The 17,784-nt window shown below is 70.9% G+C and carries 17 protein-coding genes; 13 read left to right on the forward strand and 4 right to left on the reverse strand.

Annotated features, from left to right (window positions below):
- Positions 1 to 6: 6 nt before the first annotated feature.
- Together EXE58_RS07185 and EXE58_RS07190 are read right to left on the reverse strand one after the other, a co-directional pair.
- Entirely contained in the window at positions 7 to 663 is a 657-nt protein-coding gene (locus EXE58_RS07185) for a response regulator (protein ID WP_135267249.1), read from the reverse strand.
- Positions 664 to 745: 82 nt separating this feature from the next.
- Entirely contained in the window at positions 746 to 1,660 is a 915-nt protein-coding gene (locus tag EXE58_RS07190) for an EamA family transporter (RefSeq protein WP_135267250.1), read from the reverse strand.
- 71 nt (positions 1,661 to 1,731) lie between these two features.
- Here EXE58_RS07190 and EXE58_RS07195 point away from each other — a divergent pair, with 71 nt between their 5' ends.
- The gene (locus tag EXE58_RS07195; RefSeq protein WP_135267251.1) at positions 1,732 to 2,622 is read left to right on the forward strand and encodes a LysR family transcriptional regulator; all 891 of its coding nucleotides are present in this window, start codon (positions 1,732 to 1,734) and stop codon (positions 2,620 to 2,622) included.
- Between the two features lie 29 nt (positions 2,623 to 2,651).
- The gene (locus EXE58_RS07200) at positions 2,652 to 3,596 is read left to right on the forward strand and encodes a 1,4-dihydroxy-2-naphthoyl-CoA synthase (protein WP_135267252.1); all 945 of its coding nucleotides are present in this window, start codon (positions 2,652 to 2,654) and stop codon (positions 3,594 to 3,596) included.
- A 40-nt stretch (positions 3,597 to 3,636) separates the two neighbouring features.
- Here the strand turns inward: EXE58_RS07200 and EXE58_RS07205 are convergent, their stop codons facing one another.
- Positions 3,637 to 4,044, reverse strand: a complete 408-nt coding sequence (locus EXE58_RS07205) for a hypothetical protein (RefSeq protein ID WP_135267253.1) — start codon at positions 4,042 to 4,044, stop codon at positions 3,637 to 3,639.
- Between the two features lie 131 nt (positions 4,045 to 4,175).
- Between EXE58_RS07205 and EXE58_RS07210 the strand changes: the two genes are divergently transcribed.
- The 8 genes from EXE58_RS07210 (at position 4,176) to EXE58_RS07245 (ending at position 12,229) form a co-directional block, all read left to right on the forward strand.
- A complete protein-coding gene (locus tag EXE58_RS07210; protein WP_135267254.1) occupies positions 4,176 to 5,576 on the forward strand; it encodes a multidrug effflux MFS transporter in 1,401 nt (466 codons plus the stop codon).
- Positions 5,573 to 6,607 carry an ABC transporter substrate-binding protein gene (locus EXE58_RS07215; protein WP_167288736.1) on the forward strand — a complete coding sequence of 345 codons (1,035 nt, stop codon included), beginning with the start codon at positions 5,573 to 5,575 and terminating at the stop codon, positions 6,605 to 6,607. The genes EXE58_RS07210 and EXE58_RS07215 overlap by 4 nt, the downstream gene beginning before the upstream one ends.
- Positions 6,608 to 6,763: 156 nt before the next feature.
- Positions 6,764 to 7,594, forward strand: coding sequence for an ABC transporter ATP-binding protein (locus EXE58_RS07220; protein ID WP_135267256.1), 831 nt, complete (start codon positions 6,764 to 6,766; stop codon positions 7,592 to 7,594).
- The gene (locus EXE58_RS07225) at positions 7,587 to 8,429 is read left to right on the forward strand and encodes an ABC transporter permease (protein WP_135267257.1); all 843 of its coding nucleotides are present in this window, start codon (positions 7,587 to 7,589) and stop codon (positions 8,427 to 8,429) included. The genes EXE58_RS07220 and EXE58_RS07225 overlap by 8 nt, the downstream gene beginning before the upstream one ends.
- A 62-nt stretch (positions 8,430 to 8,491) precedes the next feature.
- Complete coding sequence (locus EXE58_RS07230; protein ID WP_135267258.1) at positions 8,492 to 9,853, forward strand: LLM class flavin-dependent oxidoreductase; 1,362 nt, start codon at positions 8,492 to 8,494, stop codon at positions 9,851 to 9,853.
- Positions 9,854 to 9,868: 15 nt separating this feature from the next.
- A complete protein-coding gene (locus tag EXE58_RS07235) occupies positions 9,869 to 11,206 on the forward strand; it encodes an LLM class flavin-dependent oxidoreductase (RefSeq protein WP_135267259.1) in 1,338 nt (445 codons plus the stop codon).
- On the forward strand, positions 11,199 to 11,723 hold the full coding sequence (locus tag EXE58_RS07240) for an NADPH-dependent FMN reductase (RefSeq protein WP_135267260.1): 525 nt from the start codon (positions 11,199 to 11,201) through the stop codon (positions 11,721 to 11,723). The genes EXE58_RS07235 and EXE58_RS07240 overlap by 8 nt, the downstream gene beginning before the upstream one ends.
- Entirely contained in the window at positions 11,720 to 12,229 is a 510-nt protein-coding gene (locus EXE58_RS07245; RefSeq protein WP_135267261.1) for a flavin reductase family protein, read from the forward strand. The genes EXE58_RS07240 and EXE58_RS07245 overlap by 4 nt, the downstream gene beginning before the upstream one ends.
- A 32-nt stretch (positions 12,230 to 12,261) precedes the next feature.
- Here the strand turns inward: EXE58_RS07245 and EXE58_RS07250 are convergent, their stop codons facing one another.
- Positions 12,262 to 13,416: an ROK family protein gene (locus EXE58_RS07250; protein ID WP_135267262.1), complete on the reverse strand. Its 1,155-nt coding sequence runs from the start codon at positions 13,414 to 13,416 to the stop codon at positions 12,262 to 12,264.
- A 121-nt stretch (positions 13,417 to 13,537) separates the two neighbouring features.
- Between EXE58_RS07250 and EXE58_RS07255 the strand changes: the two genes are divergently transcribed.
- From EXE58_RS07255 to EXE58_RS07265, 3 genes are all read left to right on the forward strand, one after another.
- Positions 13,538 to 16,339, forward strand: coding sequence for an FAD/NAD(P)-binding protein (locus tag EXE58_RS07255; RefSeq protein ID WP_135267263.1), 2,802 nt, complete (start codon positions 13,538 to 13,540; stop codon positions 16,337 to 16,339).
- On the forward strand, positions 16,336 to 17,019 hold the full coding sequence (locus EXE58_RS07260; RefSeq protein ID WP_135267264.1) for an NAD-dependent deacylase: 684 nt from the start codon (positions 16,336 to 16,338) through the stop codon (positions 17,017 to 17,019). The genes EXE58_RS07255 and EXE58_RS07260 overlap by 4 nt, the downstream gene beginning before the upstream one ends.
- A gap of 64 nt (positions 17,020 to 17,083) precedes the next feature.
- Positions 17,084 to 17,776, forward strand: coding sequence for a hypothetical protein (locus tag EXE58_RS07265; RefSeq protein WP_135267265.1), 693 nt, complete (start codon positions 17,084 to 17,086; stop codon positions 17,774 to 17,776).
- The last annotated feature ends 8 nt before the right edge of the window (positions 17,777 to 17,784 follow it).

Consider the following 17,784-nt stretch of genomic DNA (forward strand, 5'->3'; position numbering starts at 1 on the left):
GCGCGGTCAGCCGCGATAGCGGGAGGCGAGCACCGCGGCCTGGGTGCGCCCCTGGACGCCCAGCTTGGCGAACAGCGTCGTGACGTGGTTCTTCACGGTCTTCTCGGCGAGGTAGAGCCGCTCGCCGATCTGCTTGTTGGTCAGGCCGTCGGTGATCAGCTCGAGGATCGCGGCCTGCGTGGCGGTGAGCGAGGCCATGGCGTCGGGCGCTGCCGCCTGCTCGATCTTGCGCAGCTCGATGACGCGCATCGCGATGTGGGGCTGGATCAGCGACCAGCCCTGGCCCACCCAGCGCACGCCCTTGACGAGGTCCTCCACCGACGACTGCTTGTGGAGGTAGCCGCTGGCGCCGGCGAGGTAGGCGCTCACCATCATGTCCTCGTCGTCCTCCTCGCCGTGGACGACGACCTTGATCGTGGGGTCCAGCGAGCGGATCTGACGGCACAGGTCGATGCCGTTGCCGTCGGGCAGCTCGACGTCGAGGACCGCGACGTCGGGCGACAGCTCGAGGACCTCGGTCAACGCCTCGGAGACCCGTCCCGACTCGCCGGCGACCTGGAGGTCCTGCTCGGCCTCGAGGAAGGACCGGACACCACGACGGATCATCACGTGGTCGTCGAGCAGGTAGACACGGATCGTGTCCTTCACTGCGCTCTGCGGCATCGACACCCGACTCTTCCCGACAAGACTGGTTCTTTACCTTAAAGTCCGGCGGCAAGATGCGTGGTCGATCCCCCGAAGCCGCTCAAAGTGTGCGTGCCGGCTCCGCCGCCGGCACGGGTACGACGACGGTGGGGCGTCGTCGTACGGTCGCCCAGAGGACGCCGCCGACCACGAGCACCCCACCGGCCAGCTCGAGCAGCGTGGGCGACTGGTCGAGCAGCACCCAGCCGGCGAGGATCCCGGTGACGGGGACGAGCATCGAGAAGGGCGCGACCACACCGGCGGCGTGGCGTGCCATCAGCCAGACCCAGATGCCCGAGCCCACGACCGTGCCGGCCACCACCGTGTAGGCCAGCCCGAGCCACGCCAGCACGGCGGCGGGGGAGACAGAGGAGGCGAGTGCGTCGCCGATCTGCTGGGGTCCTTCGACCACGAGCGACAGCGCGAACATCGGCACCGGCGGCACGACTGACATCCACAGCGTGAGGTGGAGAGGGTTGGGCGCCGCCGCCTGGCGGCTGGCCAGGTTGCCGAAGGCCCAGCCCAGGCCGCCCAGCACGACCAGCAGGAAGGGCCACCAGCTCGTGGCGCTGGCGCGGGACACCCCGACCAGCGCGAGCCCCGCGACGGCCACGACGACGCCGAGGACCTGCCGGGGCGTGATGCGCTCACGAAGCAGCGCGGCCCCGAGGGCGACCGTGAAGGGAGCCGAGGCCTGCAGCACGAGGGACGCGAGGCCGGCCGGGAAGCCGGCGGCCATCCCGAGGTAGAGCCCAATGAACTGGAGGGTCCCGAAGCCCAGGCCGTACCCCACCAGCCAGCGCAGGGGCACGTCGGGACGTGGGATGAGCAGGACCGCGGGGACCGCGATCACGAGGAAGCGGAGCCCGACCAGGAACAGCGGCGGGAACTGCTGGAGCGAGGCGTGGATCGCCATGAAATTGAGCCCCCACAGGACGGACACGAGGACCGCGAGCAGGACGTGGCGCAAGGGCATGGGTCAAGGCTTAGCGTGACTACTCTTCACGTCCATCGAATTCTTCCGAAGGCATTGATTAGGCTGCCTACATGAACGTGGCGCACCTCGAGCTCCTGCGCGAGCTCGCCGCCCGCGGCAGCCTCGCCGCCGTGGCCGCTGCCACCCAGCGGACCCCGTCCGCGCTGTCCCAACAGCTGCGCACCGCCGAGCGCGAGCTGGGCGTGGCGCTGGTCGAGCCCGTCGGCCGCGGGCTCCGGTTGACCGCCGAGGGTCGGCTACTCGCCGACAGCGCCGACGAGGTGACGGCCGTGATCGCGCAGGTGCAGGGGCGGCTCGACGCAGCCATCGGGCAACCACGCGGCACGGTGCGGATCGGCACGTTGCCCTCGGCGGGCACCGCTCTGCTGCCGCCGCTCCTCGAGCGGCTGGCGGGCTCGGAGATCGAGGTCGACCTGGACGACTTCGACCTTGCGGAGGCCGACTACGCAGCTCGGACGCTCGACGTCGACATCGTCATCGCCCACAGCCTCACCGGCCGCTTCCCTCCCGGGACAGACCACCTCACCTGCAGGGTGCTGGCCCACGAGCCCATCGACGTCGCCATGCCGTCGGACCATCCCCTCGCCGCCCACGACCGGCTGCGACCCGAGCACCTGCACGGCACCACGTGGATCGGGGTGCCGGTCGGCTACCCCTTCGACACGATCCTCCAAGCCGTGGAGCGCGCGAACGGCGAGCGCCTGGAGAGGTGGGTGCGGCTGCGCGACAACCGGATCATCGAGGCGCTCGTCCGGCAGGGGGCGGGGCTGGCGCTGCTGCCCCGCTTCACGACGCCGCTCGGCGACGGGCTCACCACCCGCCCGCTGCTCGGCGTGCGCGCCGAGCGCACGATCTCGGCGCTGTGCCGCCCCGACCGCCACGCCCGTCTCGCCGTACGACACGTCGTAGACGAGCTCGTCGCCATCGGCGGCGGCCTCTGAGCCGGAGCCACTGCACTACCCTCGCGGCCATGAGCGCCATCGAGGGAGTCAGCGAGATCTTCGACCCCGAGGCCTGGGACGTCGTACCCGGCTTCGAGGACCTGACCGACCTGACCTACCACCGGGCCCGCGAGCACGGCACGGTCCGCATCGCCTTCGACCGCCCCGACGTGCTCAACGCCTTCCGCCCGCACACGGTCGACGAGCTGCTCCGCACCCTCGACCACGCCCGCATGAGCGCCGACGTCGGGTGCGTGATCCTCACCGGCAACGGCCCCAGCGCCAAGAACGGCAAGTGGGCCTTCTGCACCGGCGGCGACCAGCGCATCCGCGGCAGGGCCGGCTACCAGTACGAGGACAAGGCCATCGGGGCCGACGACACCGGCGCAGAGGAGCCGAGCGTCATCGACAAGGCCAGGCTCGCGCGCCTGCACATCCTCGAGTGCCAGCGCCTCATCCGCTTCATGCCCAAGGTCGTCATCTGCGTCGTGCCCGGCTGGGCCGCCGGCGGGGGGCACAGCCTCCACGTCGTGTGCGACCTGACCCTCGCCTCGCGCGAGCACGCCCGCTTCAAGCAGACCGACGCCGACGTCGGCTCCTTCGACGGCGGCTACGGCTCGGCCTACCTCGCCCGCCAGGTCGGGCAGAAGTTCGCCCGCGAGATCTTCTTCCTCGCCGAGGAGTACGACGCCGACACGATGCACCGCATGGGTGCGGTCAACCGGGTGGTCGAGCACGCCGAGCTCGAGAGGGTCGCTCTCGACTGGGGGCGCAAGATCAACGGCAAGAGCCCGACCGCCCAGCGGATGCTGAAGTACTCCTTCAACCTCCTCGACGACGGACTCGTCGGCCAGCAGCTCTTCGCCGGTGAGACCACGCGGCTGGCCTACATGACCGACGAGGCGCAGGAGGGTCGCGACCAGTTCCTCGAGAAGCGCGAGCCGGACTGGTCGCCCTACCCCTGGTACTACTGATCTGAGGCTCTGGCGCGGGCCAGGAGCCTGGTGGCGAAGATCACTCCTGTGCGACGACGCGGACCGCGTCGGGCTCGAACCGCAGCTCCACGAGCGTCCAGCAGTCGTCGGACAGCGTCGCCACAGCAGCATCGCACCCGGGGCAGACGCGGTTCGGGCCATCGCACCCGTCGTGACCGCAGCAGCCGCTGTTCCGGCGAGGCTCGGGGTGAGGCTCGAGATCAGGCGCATCCAGGGGGTTGGTGACCAGGCAGCCGAGTGTGCCTGCCGGTGCACCGTCCGCGGTCAGGAGCCTCGGTCCCGGGTCGATCGCCCATGTGCCGACCTCGAGCGTGGGTTCGTAGCTGACCTCGTCGACCGGCTTCGCCACCGGAAGGGTCGGGAGCTGGGTCATCGATCTCGTCAGTGCGCGATCGCAGACCGCGCACCGGAAGACCTGCTCACCCATGCCGACATTCTCGCGTCACAGTGCCCCGACGGGCGACTGGATATGTCGGGGCCGGTGGTTCCGAGGTTCGACATCGGCTCACGCTGATCCGAACTGAAACACCGGCGGGACGACGTCAGTTGGACTGACTCGTGGCCACCACGACATCCGCACCCGCCGCAGTAGCCGCTCACGCCCACGAGGACGAGAGCCCGGTCGGCCTCCGACTGCTCCTGCTTCTGGCGTTCATCGCCGCTGCGTCGCCTCTGGCGATCGACCTCTACCTCGCGAGCTTCCCCGCGATCCAGCGCGACCTGGCCACGACCCCGGGCATGGTCCAGCTGACGCTGACGTCGTATCTCGTCGGCATCTCGATCGGCCAGCCGTTGTGGGGGCCCGTCTCGGACCGGTTCGGTCGCCGCTCGACACTGCTGGTCAGCAACGCGATCACGGTCGCGTCGTCGTTCCTCGTCGTGCTGGCCCCGACGATCGAGGTGCTCGTCGCGGCCCGCTTCGTGCAGGCGCTCTCGGCCGCGTCGGGGATGGTCATCGCCCGGGCCATGGTCGCGGACCTGGCGCAGGGGTACGCCGGCGTTCGCGCCCTCGCCCTGATGATGACGATCCACGGCATCACGCCCGTCGTCGCGCCGGCCATCGGAGGGGTGCTGGCGACGTTCGCGCCGTGGCGAGGCGTGCTCGCCGTGCTCACGGTGGTCGTGACCGTGCAGCTCGTCGTCACGATCCTGCTCGTTCCCGAGACGCTTCCGCCCCAGCGAAGATCAGACCGGGTCCACCTCGGAGGTCTCGCGCGAGTGCTCGCCCGGACGGGGTACTTCACCTACGCCCTCACGCTTGGCTTCGCCGTGGCCACGATGATGGCGTACATCGCGAGCGCGTCGTTCGTCTACCAGGACGTCCTGGGCTTTGCGCCGCTCGCCTTCGGGATCACGTTCACTCTGAACGCCTTCGGCATGGTCGCCGGCGGGCTGCTGTCCGCGAGGCTCGCACGCGGGCACGTGCACCCGGCGCGAACGGTCGGCGTGGCACTGCCGAGCATGGTCGTCTGCTGCCTGCTGGTGGTGGGCGCGGCCCTCTCGCCCTGGCCGGTGCTGCTCGTCGTCCCCATGTTCGGCACCACGTTCTTCAGCAACCTCGTGATGGGCAACTGCATGGGCCTGGCGATGGAGCAGGCGCGCGGCATGCAGGGAGCGGGGTCGGCCATGCTCGGCCTCTTCATGTTCGGGATCAGCGCCGTCGTCACCCCGATCTCGGGCCTGGTGGGAGGCGTCGACTCGGCAGTTCCCATGGGTGTCGTGATGACTGTCATGGCGTTGTGCGCGAGCGCGTCGTTCGTGGTCGGACGTCGCGTGGTCAACCGCGACCCCGCCAGCGAGAGGCCGCCTTCGCGTGAGGCATCGGATCGCCGTGCGCAGAACTCACCACCTCAATGTCCAGTAAGTCTATCGTCTTTATGGAGGACATCGTTCCTCCACCGCTCCCCGCACCAACCACCGCCAACCGCCCTTGCACGTCAGGAGACACCAGGTCCATGAAGATCGCCAGCCCCGGATCCCGCCGCCGGCCCACCGCCCTCGTCGCACTGCTTCTCGCTGCCGTGGTCGGGCTGACCTCGTGCAGCGCGGCTGCTGGAGGCGACGGCGGCGAGGAGCAGACCACCATCCGCTACCAGAGCTACGCCGGCGCGGTCGACCCCTTCCTCCTCGCAGACGCCCTCGGCGAGTTCGAGGGCCTCACCCTCGAGCGCGTCGGCGACATCACCGGCGGACCGCAGGCGCTGCAGGCGCTGGTCTCCAAGCAGACCGACATCGGCGGCTCCGCGTTCTACGGCGCCATCGCCCAGCTCGTCGGCACCGGCGCACCGATCAAGGCCGTCGTGCCGTCGTACGGCTCCAACGAGAAGAGCAACTCCAAGATCGTCGCCCTCAAGGACTCGGGCATCAAGACGGCCAAGGACCTCATCGGCAAGAAGGTCGCGGTCAACACCCTCGGCGCCAACAACGAGGCCGTGCTCGACACGTGGTTCGACCAGGAGGGCCTGAGCGAGGAGGAGCAGGACCAGATCACCCTGGTGCCGCTGCCGCCGCTCAACACCCCTGAGGCGCTCGGCAAGGGGCAGGTCGACGCCGCGGTCCTGTCCTTCATCAGCTACAAGGCGACCGTCGCGCAGTACGACGTCGTAGAGCTCACCTCCGACGTCGAGGTCGTCGGTGGGCCCTACACCGGAGGCGCCCTGACCCTTCGCAACGAGTTCATCGAGCGCAACCCCGAGACCTCGCAACAGCTGGTGGAGGGCGTCGCGACGGCCATCGAGTTCATCGAGACCCACTCGCCCGAGGAGCTCTTCGACGTCTACTTCCCCTACCTCGAGGAGCAGGGGTTCGCCGACTACATCCCGGCGATCGAGGCGAACTTCCCAGGCACCCTGGGCCTGGAGCCGAAGCCCGCGATCGCCGACGAGGACATCCAGCGCTGGGTCGACTGGCTCGACAGCCGGGGCGACATCGACGGAGGCGAGCTCGACGTCAGCGACGTCTACACCAACGAGTTCAACCCGAACGCCTGACCCTCCCGCCCCGGCTGCCTCGCCGGGGCCCCCTGCCGGGCCTCACGCCCGGCCCTCGTACCGCCCGGGGACGGGGACCGGTCGCCTGCTCACGCAGCAGACGGCCGGCCCCGGGCATCACGTCCTGCACCACTGACACCACCTCAGGAGAGCAGCATGAGTTCACGCATCGAGCTGAGCCACGTAGGACAGACGTTCTGGGTCCGCGGCGACGAAGACAAGCAGCTGCGCGAGTTCGTCGCCCTCGACGACCTCAACCTGGAGGTCGCGGCCGGTGAGTTCCTCACCGTCGTCGGCCCCTCCGGCTGCGGCAAGTCCACCGTCCTCGACCTGGTTGCCGGGCTCGCCGAGCCCAGCTCCGGCCGGCTCACCGTCGACGGCAAGCCGATCACCGGACCCGGCCTCGACCGCAGCGTCGTGTTCCAGCAGTACACCCTCCTCCCCTGGCGCACGGCGGCGGCGAACATCGAGTTCGCACTCGAGGCCAAGGGCGGGATGAGCAAGAAGCAGCGCGCCGAGCGCGCCCGCGACTACCTGGACCTGGTCGGGCTGACGGAGTTCGCCAACCGCTACCCCCACGAGCTGTCCGGCGGCATGAAGCAGCGCGTCGCGATCGCCCGCAGCCTGTCCTACGAGCCCGAGGTGCTCCTCATGGACGAGCCGTTCGGCGCGCTGGACGCCCAGACCCGCGAGCGCCTCCAGGAGGAGCTGATCGGCATCTGGAGCCGTACGGGCACGACGGTCATCTTCATCACCCACGACATCGACGAGGCCGTGTTCCTCGGCCAGCGCGTCGCGGTGATGAGCGCGCGGCCGGGTCGGATCAAGGAGGTCATCGCCATCGACCTCGACCGCGACCCCAGCGGGGAGACCGACGTGCGTGCCTCACGCGACTTCGCGACCTACCGCCACCACATCTGGTCGCTGCTGCGCCAGCTGCACCACGAGACCGACGAGACCACGACCGAGGAGCTCGCACATGCCTAGCCTGATCGCCGAGAAGACCGAGGCACGCCCCAACCCCCGCCAGGAAGAGGCTGCCAAGGCGAAGGGGGTCTCGCTGAAGAAGGGACGGGCGGTGACGCTCGCCCGTGGCCTGGCCGGCCTCCTGGCGCTCGCCCTCGTCTGGGAGGTCGCCCCTCGCCTCCAGCTCGTGGACCCCTACTTCATCCCCCCGCTGCACGTCGTCCTGCAGGAGTGGTGGTCGATGGCACTCGACGGCGAGCTGTGGAAGCACATCCGAGCCAGCCTGGTGCGCTCGGTGATCGGCTTCGGGCTCGCGATCGCCGTCGCGATCCCGCTGGGAGCGGCGATCGCCTGGTACCGCCCGGTGCGCGAGTTCTTCACACCGGTGCTGGAGATCTTCCGCAACACCGCTGCGCTCGCGCTGCTGCCGGTCTTCATGCTCGTGCTCGGCATCGGGGAGACCTCGAAGATCGCGATCGTCCTCTACGCCTGCTTCTTCCCGATCCTGCTCTCGACGGTCACCGGCGTCGCGAACGTCGACCCGCAGCTCCTGCGGTCGGCACGGGTGCTCGGGCTCTCCCCCGTCGCGACGTTCCGCAAGGTGGTGTTCCCCGCAGCGATCCCGACCATCTTCACCGGGGTCCGGATCTCCGGCGCCGCGGCGATCCTCGTGCTCATCGCCGCCGAGATGATCGGCGCCACCGCCGGCCTCGGGTTCCTCATCAACTACGCCCAGTACAACTTCCTGATCCCCAAGATGTACGCCGCGATCATCACCACCTCGGCCATCGGCGTCGGCGTCAACTACGGGCTCGTCGCCCTCGAGCGCCGCTTCTCGCGCTGGCGCCCGGAGTGACCCGGACGCCTCCTCCCGCACCCGACTGCCGTACGCCCCTCCGACACCACCAGGAGACACCCATGTCCCACCGCCAGCTCAGCCTCAACGCGTTCCTCCACGACACCGGCCACCACGAGGCCTCGTGGCGCCACCCCGACTCCTCGGTCGAACGCGCCCACGACATCGACTTCTACATCGAGATCGCCCAGAAGGCGGAGGCCGCCAAGCTCGACGGCATCTTCTTCGCCGACGTCCCGGGGATGTGGGCGGCGACCCCCTACCGCCCCACTGCCCACCTCGAGCCGATCACGCGGCTCGCCGCCATCGCGGCGCGGACCGAGCGGATCGGCCTGATCGCGACCGCCTCGACGACGTTCTACGAGCCCTACAACCTGGCCCGGCTCTTCTCCGGCCTCGACATCCTCTCGCGGGGACGGGCCGGCTGGAACATCGTGACCACCCAGTCCGACGCCGTGGCGCGCAACTTCAGCCTCAAGGAGATCCCGAGCGCGGAGGAGCGCTACCAGCGTGCGCAGGAGTTCCTGGACGTCGTCACCAAGCTGTGGGACAGCTGGGAGGACGACGCGATCCTCGCCGACCGGGAGTCGGGTCTCTACTTCGACCCCGAGAAGGTGCACGCGATCAACCACGTCGGGAGGCACCACCAGGTCGAGGGGGCGCTCGCGGCGCCGCGCTCACCGCAGGGTCGCCCCGTCTACGTGCAGGCGGGCTCCTCCAACGACGGCAGGGTGTTCGCCGCACGCAACGCCGAGGCGATCTTCACCGCGCACCAGACCATCGAGGACGCAAAGGCGTTCTACGACGACATCAAGAGCCGCACCCGGACGTTCGGCCGAAACCCCGACCACGTGAAGATCCTGCCCGGCATCAGCCCGTTCCTGGGCGACACCGAGGCCGAGGCCAGGGAGCTCCAGGAGTACGTCGACTCGCTCACCGTGCCGGCGTACGGCCTGGGCCAGCTCGAGGGCATCGCCGGCGTCTCGCTGCGCCACCTCGAGCTCGACGAGGCCGTCCCGGTCGAGCTGTTCGCGGGCAGCGGCGACGTGCTCGACAACAACCGCAGCCGGCTCCAGGTGGTGGCCAACATCGTCGAGCGCGACCGGCCCACCCTGCGCCAGCTGCTGCACCGGCTCGCTGGCGCCCGCGGCCACAACGTCGTGGCCGGCACGCCGGTCCAGGTCGCCGACGTCATCACCGAGTGGTTCGAGGGCGGTGCCGCCGACGGCTTCAACGTGATGCCGCCGCTCTACCCGCAGCTCCTCGACGCGTTCACCGACGGGGTCGTTCCGATCCTGCAGGAGCGCGGCATCTTCCGGACCGAGTACGCCGGCTCCACGCTGCGCGAGCACTACGGCCTGCCCCGTCCCGATTCCATCTACTCAGACGCGGCCGGCCGCTCCGACGCCGTCGCGACCGCCTGACAGGAGAACCCAGAGATGACCCAGAAGCAGCTTCACCTCAACGCGTTCCTCATGGACAGCGGTCACCACGAGGCGTCGTGGCGGTTGCCGGACTCCGATCCCGGTGCCGCGCTCGACGTCCAGCACTACGTGCGACTCGCCCAGATCGCCGAGGCGGCGAAGTTCGACTCGATCTTCCTGGCCGACGGCTCGGTCGCCATGGGCACCGGTGAGTTCCGGGCGTCGGGCCAGTTCGAGCCGCTGACCATCCTCACGGCCATCGCCGGGGCGACCGAGCGGATCGGCCTGATCGCGACGGCGTCGACGACCTACAACGAGCCCTACGCGCTGGCGCGGCGCCTCGCGTCGGTCGACCACGTCTCCAAGGGTCGCGCCGGCTGGAACATCGTCACCTCCGCCACCCACGAGGAGGCCGCGAACTTCTCTCTGGCCGAGCGACCCCTGCAGGCCACACGCTACGAGCGCGCGGACGAGTTCCTGACGGTGGCCAAGAAGCTCTGGGACTCGTGGGGTGACGGGCACTTCCTCGGGGACAAGGAGGGCGGCCGCTGGGGCGATCCCGCGCAGCTGCGGGCGATCGACCACGTGGGCACGCACTTCCGCGTCGCCGGCCCGCTCAACGTCCCCCGCCCGGTCCAGGGCTACCCGCTCCTGGTGCAGGCCGGCGCGTCGGAGCAGGGCAAGGCGTTCGCCGCCAAGCACGCCGAGGCGATCTTCGTCGCCCACCAGACCCTCGAGCAGGGGCAGGCGTTCTACGCCGACATCAAGGCGCGGGTCGCCGCCGAGGGCCGCAACCCCGACCACGTCCTCGTGCTCCCGGGGCTGGTCCCGATCCTCGGTGCCACCGAGGCCGAGGCGACCGTCATGGCCCAGGAGCTCGACGACCTGCGGATCCCCGAGTACGGCCTACGTCAGCTCGCCACGTTCCTCGACATCGACGCGGCAACGATCGACCTCGACGCACCACTGCCGCGCGAGGTCGTCGAGCAGGAGGTCCGCGAGGGCTTCGACTCCCGCGCCCGGCTGGTCATCGACCTGGCCCACCGGGAGAACCTCACGGTGCGCCAGCTGCTCGGCCGGCTCGGCGGCGGCCGTGGCCACAACGTCGTCATCGGCACGCCCGAGCAGATCGCCGACCAGATGGAGACCTGGTTCACCAAGGGGGCTGCCGACGGCTTCAACGTCATGGGCGCGTCGCTGCCCTCGGGGCTCGAGGCGTTCGTCGAGACGGTGGTGCCGATCCTGCGCGAGCGCGGGCTCTTCCGCAGCGAGTACTCCGGCACGACGCTGCGGGAGAACTACGGCCTGCCGCGACCGGTCAACCAGTTCGACGTCGAGGTGGCCAATGCCTGAGAGCCCCGCCACTCCAGGCACCGTGGCTGTCGTCGTCGGCAACCCCAAGCCTGCCTCCCGCACGCTGGACGCCGCAACGCACGTGGCGCGCGAGCTCGCCGGACGCGAGCCCGACCTGGTCGTCGACCTCGCCACGCTCGGGCCGGGCGTGCTCGACTGGGCCGACCCGGAGACGGGGAGGCTCGTCGACCTCGTGGGCAAGGCCGGACTCGTCGTGGTCGCCTCGCCCACCTACAAGGGCACCTACACCGGGCTGCTGAAGCTGTTCCTCGACCGGTTCGCCGGTGGCACCGGGCTCACCGGGGTCGCCGTACCCCTGCTGCTCGGCGCTTCTCCCGCCCATGCGCTCGCGCCCGAGCTCACCCTGCGTCCGGTGCTCACCGAGATCGGTGCGACCGTCCCGGGCCGGGCGCTCTACGTCCTCGACAAGCAGTACGACGACCCGGCCGCCTACGCCGACTGGCTCGCCGCCACCCGCCCGATCGTGTCCTCCCTACTGAAGCAGGAGCTCCGATGACCCTCGCGTTCCCCACCAACCAGGACCTCGACCCGATGCGACTGCGCGAGGCGTTCGGGTCGTTCCCGACCGGTGTCGTCGCGGTGGCCGCCGAGGTGGACGGACAGCTCCTCGGCCTCGCGGCCAGCAGCTTCACCAGCGTCAGCCTCGAACCGGCGCTGGTGTCGATCAACCTCGCCACCACCTCGAAGACCTGGCCCGACCTGCGGCGAGCCGCCCACCTCGGGCTCACCGTCCTCGCCGACCACCACGGCCCGTTGTGCCGCCAGCTCGCGGGACCGGTCGACCAACGGTTCACCGACGTGGCTCACACCGTCACGCCCGAGGGCGCGGTGATCATCGACGACGGGCTCGCGGGCTTCGACACGACGGTCTACCGCGAGGTCGACGCCGGTGACCACGTACTGGTGCTGCTGGAGCTTCACGCCGTCGACCACGGCAGCAGCTCGCTCTCGCCGCTGGTGTTCCACCGAAGCCAGTTCGGGACCCTGGCCCCGGCCATCTGATCCTCGACCGACCCACGCGGTGCCCTCGCCTGTCAGCTCGTGACAGGAGAGGGCACCGTGGCATGTGTGGCAGCCGCCAGCGGGTCGTCGTACACCGGGCCGAGAGCGATCGTGCACGCTGCGATGGCCTGGATCCCCGACCCGAACCGTGTGAACGACAGGGGCACCTCCCCCAGCGCGGTCGCCTCGTGGAAGGCCCGCGTGATGTCCTCCAGGACCGCGGCACACCCGGTGAAGGCCTGACCGACGAGGACCACCCGGTCGGGAGCGATCATGTCCCGGACCGCGGCAGCGACCTCACCGAGAGCCCGCGCACGAGCGCGCAGCAGTGCCCTGATCCCGGGCTCTGCGACGGCGGCGTAGACGGCGTCGATCGTGGGCGCGGACACCAGCCCGGTCGCGGCGGCCGCCGCGACCACCGAGGCGTCGCCGGCAGCCGCCTCGAGGCAGCCGGTGCGACCGCAGGAACAGCGCTCGGACGACCCGGTCGGGAAGTGGGTGAGGCTCCCGACCCGGGAGACCTCCGTCTGCACGCCCTTGTCGACGGCCACCGCGAAGCCCACGGTGTCCCGGGCGTAGACGTAGAGCGTCACGCCCGGCGTCCCGTGCCGTCGGTGCAGGAACTCGCTGGCAGCCACTGCGGCGATGTGGTCGGCCGTGGCGACGTCGAGGCCGGTGAGGTCGTGCAGCGCCGCCCCGAGCGACTCGTGGTCCAGCCCGAGCTCGCGGAACGGAGCGACCAGCCCGGCCGAGAGCGGTGTGCGGCCGGGGGCGCGCCCCAGGAGCCGGGCAGCGCTCCGGCTCAGCTCCAGCAGGTCGGGGCTCTCACCGCTGCGCCGCTCGTGCGTCTGGCTGTCGAGCACGCGTCCGGTCAGGTCTCCGAGGGCGACCGTCGCGATCCGGCGCCCGAGGTGCACCCCTATCGTCACGAACCGGTCGGGGTTCACCTCGACCGGCACCCCCGGCCGCCCCACCCCGCCGAGTCGGGTGCGGTCGGGCCTCTCGCGCAGGATGCCGACCTCGGCGAGCTGGCCGACCACGCGGCCGACGGTCGCCACGCTGAGCGCGGTCCGCACGGCGATCTCGTCGCGGTGCACGACCCCTCCGGCGCGGACCTGCTCGAGCACCTGGGCCGCCGTCGAGCCGAGGCTGCCGCGAGTGACGGTGATCATCGGCGATGGGCGCACGCACACCTGCCTTCCTCTCCCTTGAGCCTCCCCGGGCGCGGCGGGCAGCGCCCTCCTCTGTCCCGGTCGGACGACTGATAGTCTAGTGATTCAGTTAAGATAGAAGAGAAAGAGGTCGTTCGTGGACACGTCTCACCACAATCCGCGTGTCGTCGTCATCGGGGCGGGAGCGGCCGGCTCCCTTGCCGCGCTCCACCTCACACGTGAGGCGAGCCGTCGTACGACGTCGTTGGAGATCGTGCTGGTCGACACGGCCGACCGCTGGGCGCGCGGCACCGCCTTCGGCACGACCGACGAGCAGCACCTGCTCAACGTCCCGGCCGCCGGCATGAGCGCGTTGCCGCAGGACCCCAGCCACTTCGTCACCTGGCGCCGCAACCACGGGATGGGTGCCGAGGCCTACAGCTTCGCGCCCCGACGGGACTTCGGCCGCTACCTCGACGAGACCTTGACCGCGGCGCTGCGCCAGGCAGAGGGCGAGGTGTCCGTCGCTCACCACCGCACGCGGGCGGTCTCCTGTCGCAGGCTCGCGGAGGACGAGGCCCGTGCCGTCGTCATCACCGCCGACGGCCACGAGCTCGTCGCCGACGCCGTGGTGATCGCCCCGGGACTGCCCGCGGCGGGACACGAGTGGGCACCCGACCCGCTCCGCACCTCGGCGTTCTTCGTCCCCGACCCGTGGGCGCCGGGAGCCCTCGACGTCGTGCGCCGCGACCGGGTCGGGCCGGGCGACGTCCTGGTCGTCGGCACGGGACTCACCATGGTCGACGTCACCCTGAGCCTCACCGACGAGACCACCCGCCCGGACCGCGTCGTGCGCGCGATCTCCCGCAGCGGCCGGGTTCCCGCAACCCACGCGCCGACGCTCAAGCCGGCCGCGATCCCCGACATCCGAGACTGGGGCCACACCCTGGAGGAGATCCGCGCCCGCTCCGTCGAGCACATCGCGGGTGTCCAGAGCGCCACCGGGGACTGGCGGCCGGCAGTCGACGGGCTCCGATTCCAGGTGGCCCAGCTGTGGGAGCGACTCAGCGAGAGCGACCGCGAGCTGTTCCTCGCCCAGGACGCGGGCCGCTGGAACGTCCTTCGCCACCGGGCGGCACCCTCCAGCCGTGTCGTGCTCCGCGAGCTCTCCCGTGCCGGCCGGCTCCACGTCGAGAGCGGCCAGGTGCAGGACGCGGAGCCCCTCCCCCGGGGCGGCCTGCGCGTCACCCTCGCCGACGGAAGCGCGCACGACGTGGGGTGGGTGGTCAACTGCACCGGGCCCCGAGGCGACATCCGCACGCTCGGCAACCCGCTCCTCGACGACCTGCTCCGCCCACGCGAGGACGGTGCCCTGGCAACCCTCGCGACCTCTGGGTTGGGCGTGCGCACTGTCAACGGCCGTCTCGTCGACGAGCACGGCTCGACCGCAGCACCGCTGTGGACGCTGGGTGCGCTGAGGCGTGGAGAGCTGTGGGAGTCCACGGCCGTTCCCGAGATCCGCTCGCAGGCCCTCGCGCTCGCCACCGACGTGCTCGACACGGTCGCCCCCCTGCCCCGGCGCCTGGAGAACGGCCGCCTGGTCCCCGGCACCCACCCGGTCGCCCGACCGCGCGACCCGCTGGGCCTGGCGCTCTCCACCACGGCCGAGGCCGCTGCCGTCTACAACCAGGGGCTGGAGCGCGTGATGCTCCTGCAGGACGGGGGCGAGAAGCTGATCCGTGAGGCGACCGAGCTCGACCCCGACTTCGCACTCGCCCACGCCGCCCTGGCGATGCTCGCCCACGAGGCGGGCGCCGCAGGCGACGTGCGGGCCTCCCTCGCGGCCGCCCGCAACGCCATCACCCGACGAGGCGACGAACGCGAGCGCAGCATGGTCGACGTCGTGAACCTCAGGGTCGCCGACGCTCGCAACGCCGGCGCCCAGGCCCTTCTGGGGCACATCGCGGACCACCCGCGAGACGTGCTCGCGGTGTCGGCCGCCGTACCCACCATCGCCTTCTCCGGGATCATCGACGTGCAGCAGGACGCATGGGACCTCGTCGAGCGGCTCGCCCCGTCCTACGGCGACCACTGGTGGTTCATCTCCCTGCTCGCCTTCACCAGGCAGGACCAGGGCCGCTTCGACGAGGCCGGCCTGCTCGCGGAGAGCGCACTGTCCTGCGAGCCGTCCTCCGGCCACGCCGTGCACGCTCTCACGCACGTGCTCTACGAGACCGGGCAGCACGAGACTGGACGCGAGTGGCTCGAGCACTGGATCGCCGAGAGCGGCCGGTCTGCCAGTCATCGCGCCCACTTCTCCTGGCACGCGGCACTCCACGACCTCGCTCTCGGAGACAGCGAGGGCGTACGACGTCGCTACTACTCCCAGCTCGCGCCCCCGGCGGTGGACGGCGTGCGAGCACTCGTCGACTCGGCGTCCCTGCTGTGGCGCTGGCAGGTCACGACCACCGACTGGTTCGACACAGAGTCGGCGCCTCCACCGGTCGAACCGGTGCTGGCTGCCGTCGACGACGACCTCCTGGACCACCCGGCCAGCCCGTTCGTCGGCCTCCACGCCGCCCTCGCCCACGCGGCTTCGGGCGACCTCGACCGGCTGTCCCGGCTCGAGGTCCGCTGCCGCGCCGCCGACGAGGCGCCCACCCGCGAGGTGGTCGGCCCGGTGTGCGGCGCACTGGTCGCCGCCGGCGAGAAGCGCTGGGACGACGCGGTGGACGCGCTGGAGGCGGCGCTGCCGCACCTGGTCACCGTCGGCGGGTCGGCAGCGCAACGCGAGATCGTCGAGGAGACCCTGGTGCTCGCGCTGGCGCGCAGTGGTCGTTTCGATCGCGCGTCCGCCCTCGTGGACGCCCGGCTCGACAGGCGCCCCTCGCCCCTCGACGAACGGCGGCGGGTCGTGCTCGAGCAGTCGGACCGGGCCGAGGTGACAATGGCCCCATGAAGATCGTCGTACTCACCGGAGCCGGCATCTCGGCCGAGAGCGGGCTCGCGACCTTCCGCGACGCCGACGGCCTCTGGGAGGGGCACGACCCGATGAGGGTGGCCACGCCGGAGGCCTTCGCCGCCGAGCCGGATCTCGTCCACCGGTTCTACGACCAGCGCCGCGCCCGGCTGGCCCGCGTCGAGCCGAACGCCGCCCACCGGGCGCTGGCCCGGCTGGAGGCGTCCGTCGGCGACGACCTGCTCGTCGTCACCCAGAACGTCGACGACCTGCACGAGCGCGCCGGCAGCGAGCGCGTGCACCACATGCACGGACGGCTGCGTTCTGCGTGGTGCGTCGCCTGCGGCGAGCGGCACGACTGGGAGGAGACGCTGGGCGACCGGCCGCCGTGCCCCGCCTGCGGATCAGCGTCGCTGCGCCCGGACGTCGTGTGGTTCGGCGAGATCCCCTACGGCATGGACGCTGTGGAGGAGGCGCTGTGGGAGTGCGACCTCTTCGTCGCCATCGGCACCTCAGGCCAGGTCTATCCGGCGGCCGCGTTCGTCCACTGGGCGCGCCACGACACCCTCGAGCTCAACCTCGACGCTAGCAGCACGAGCAGCGACTTCGCGCAGGCTCGGCGCGGCCCCGCGACCGAGCTGGTCCCGGCGTGGGTCGACGAGCTGCTTGGCTCTGCGTAACTCGTTGTTCAAATGTGCGTCGACAGGCTGGTGCAACACCTGTGTTGTCCGGCAGGCTCTCCCCATGCCGGAGCCCTCGAACACCGTCCCCCGCCGGGCCGTGACCAAGGCGGCCGCGTGGAGCGTGCCCGCGGTCGGAGTCATCACGGCAGCGCCCGCCTTCGCGGCGAGTCCGTCGCTTCCTCCGTTCGTCGGCAGCCGCCTGCTGACCTACCGCGTCTGGGCCAAGCCCAACGGCGTGGTGCCGCTCCCGTCCCAGCCCGGCCCGCCCTACACCACGCCACCGGGGACTGTGGACCTCGGGATCTGGACCGTCCACACCTCCCCCGGGACGTTCCGCACCTTCCCGCCAGACGACTTGAGCCTGCACCGGTGGGTCGTCGAGATGACGATGTCCCCGGAGGGGATCGACCTCCTGCGCGCCTTCGGGGTGGCCGAAGTTCGCGGTTCGATGGTCCACAACTTCACCGTCGCCGGGGACGTGGTGGCGCCCGGAAGTCGCACGGCAGAGCTCACGATCTGGCAGCCGGTCCCGGCGGAGGGCGACATCCTCCTGACAGCGCGTGGCGAGACAGCGTGGGAGACGCCCACCGCAGACTACGGCTCCTTCCTCACCTTCCCCGGTTCGTGGACGGCCACCCTCACCACGGAGGGCTCCATTTTCATCGACACCATCGGTTTCGCCGCGGCCCTCGATCCGGGGGGCCAAGAGGTCTACGCCGGCCCGACGCTCATCTACCCCTACATCGTCGACTGAGCTCCAGG

The organism is Nocardioides seonyuensis (genome assembly GCF_004683965.1).
In the GTDB taxonomy this organism is placed as follows: Bacteria; Actinomycetota; Actinomycetes; order Propionibacteriales; family Nocardioidaceae; genus Nocardioides; species Nocardioides seonyuensis.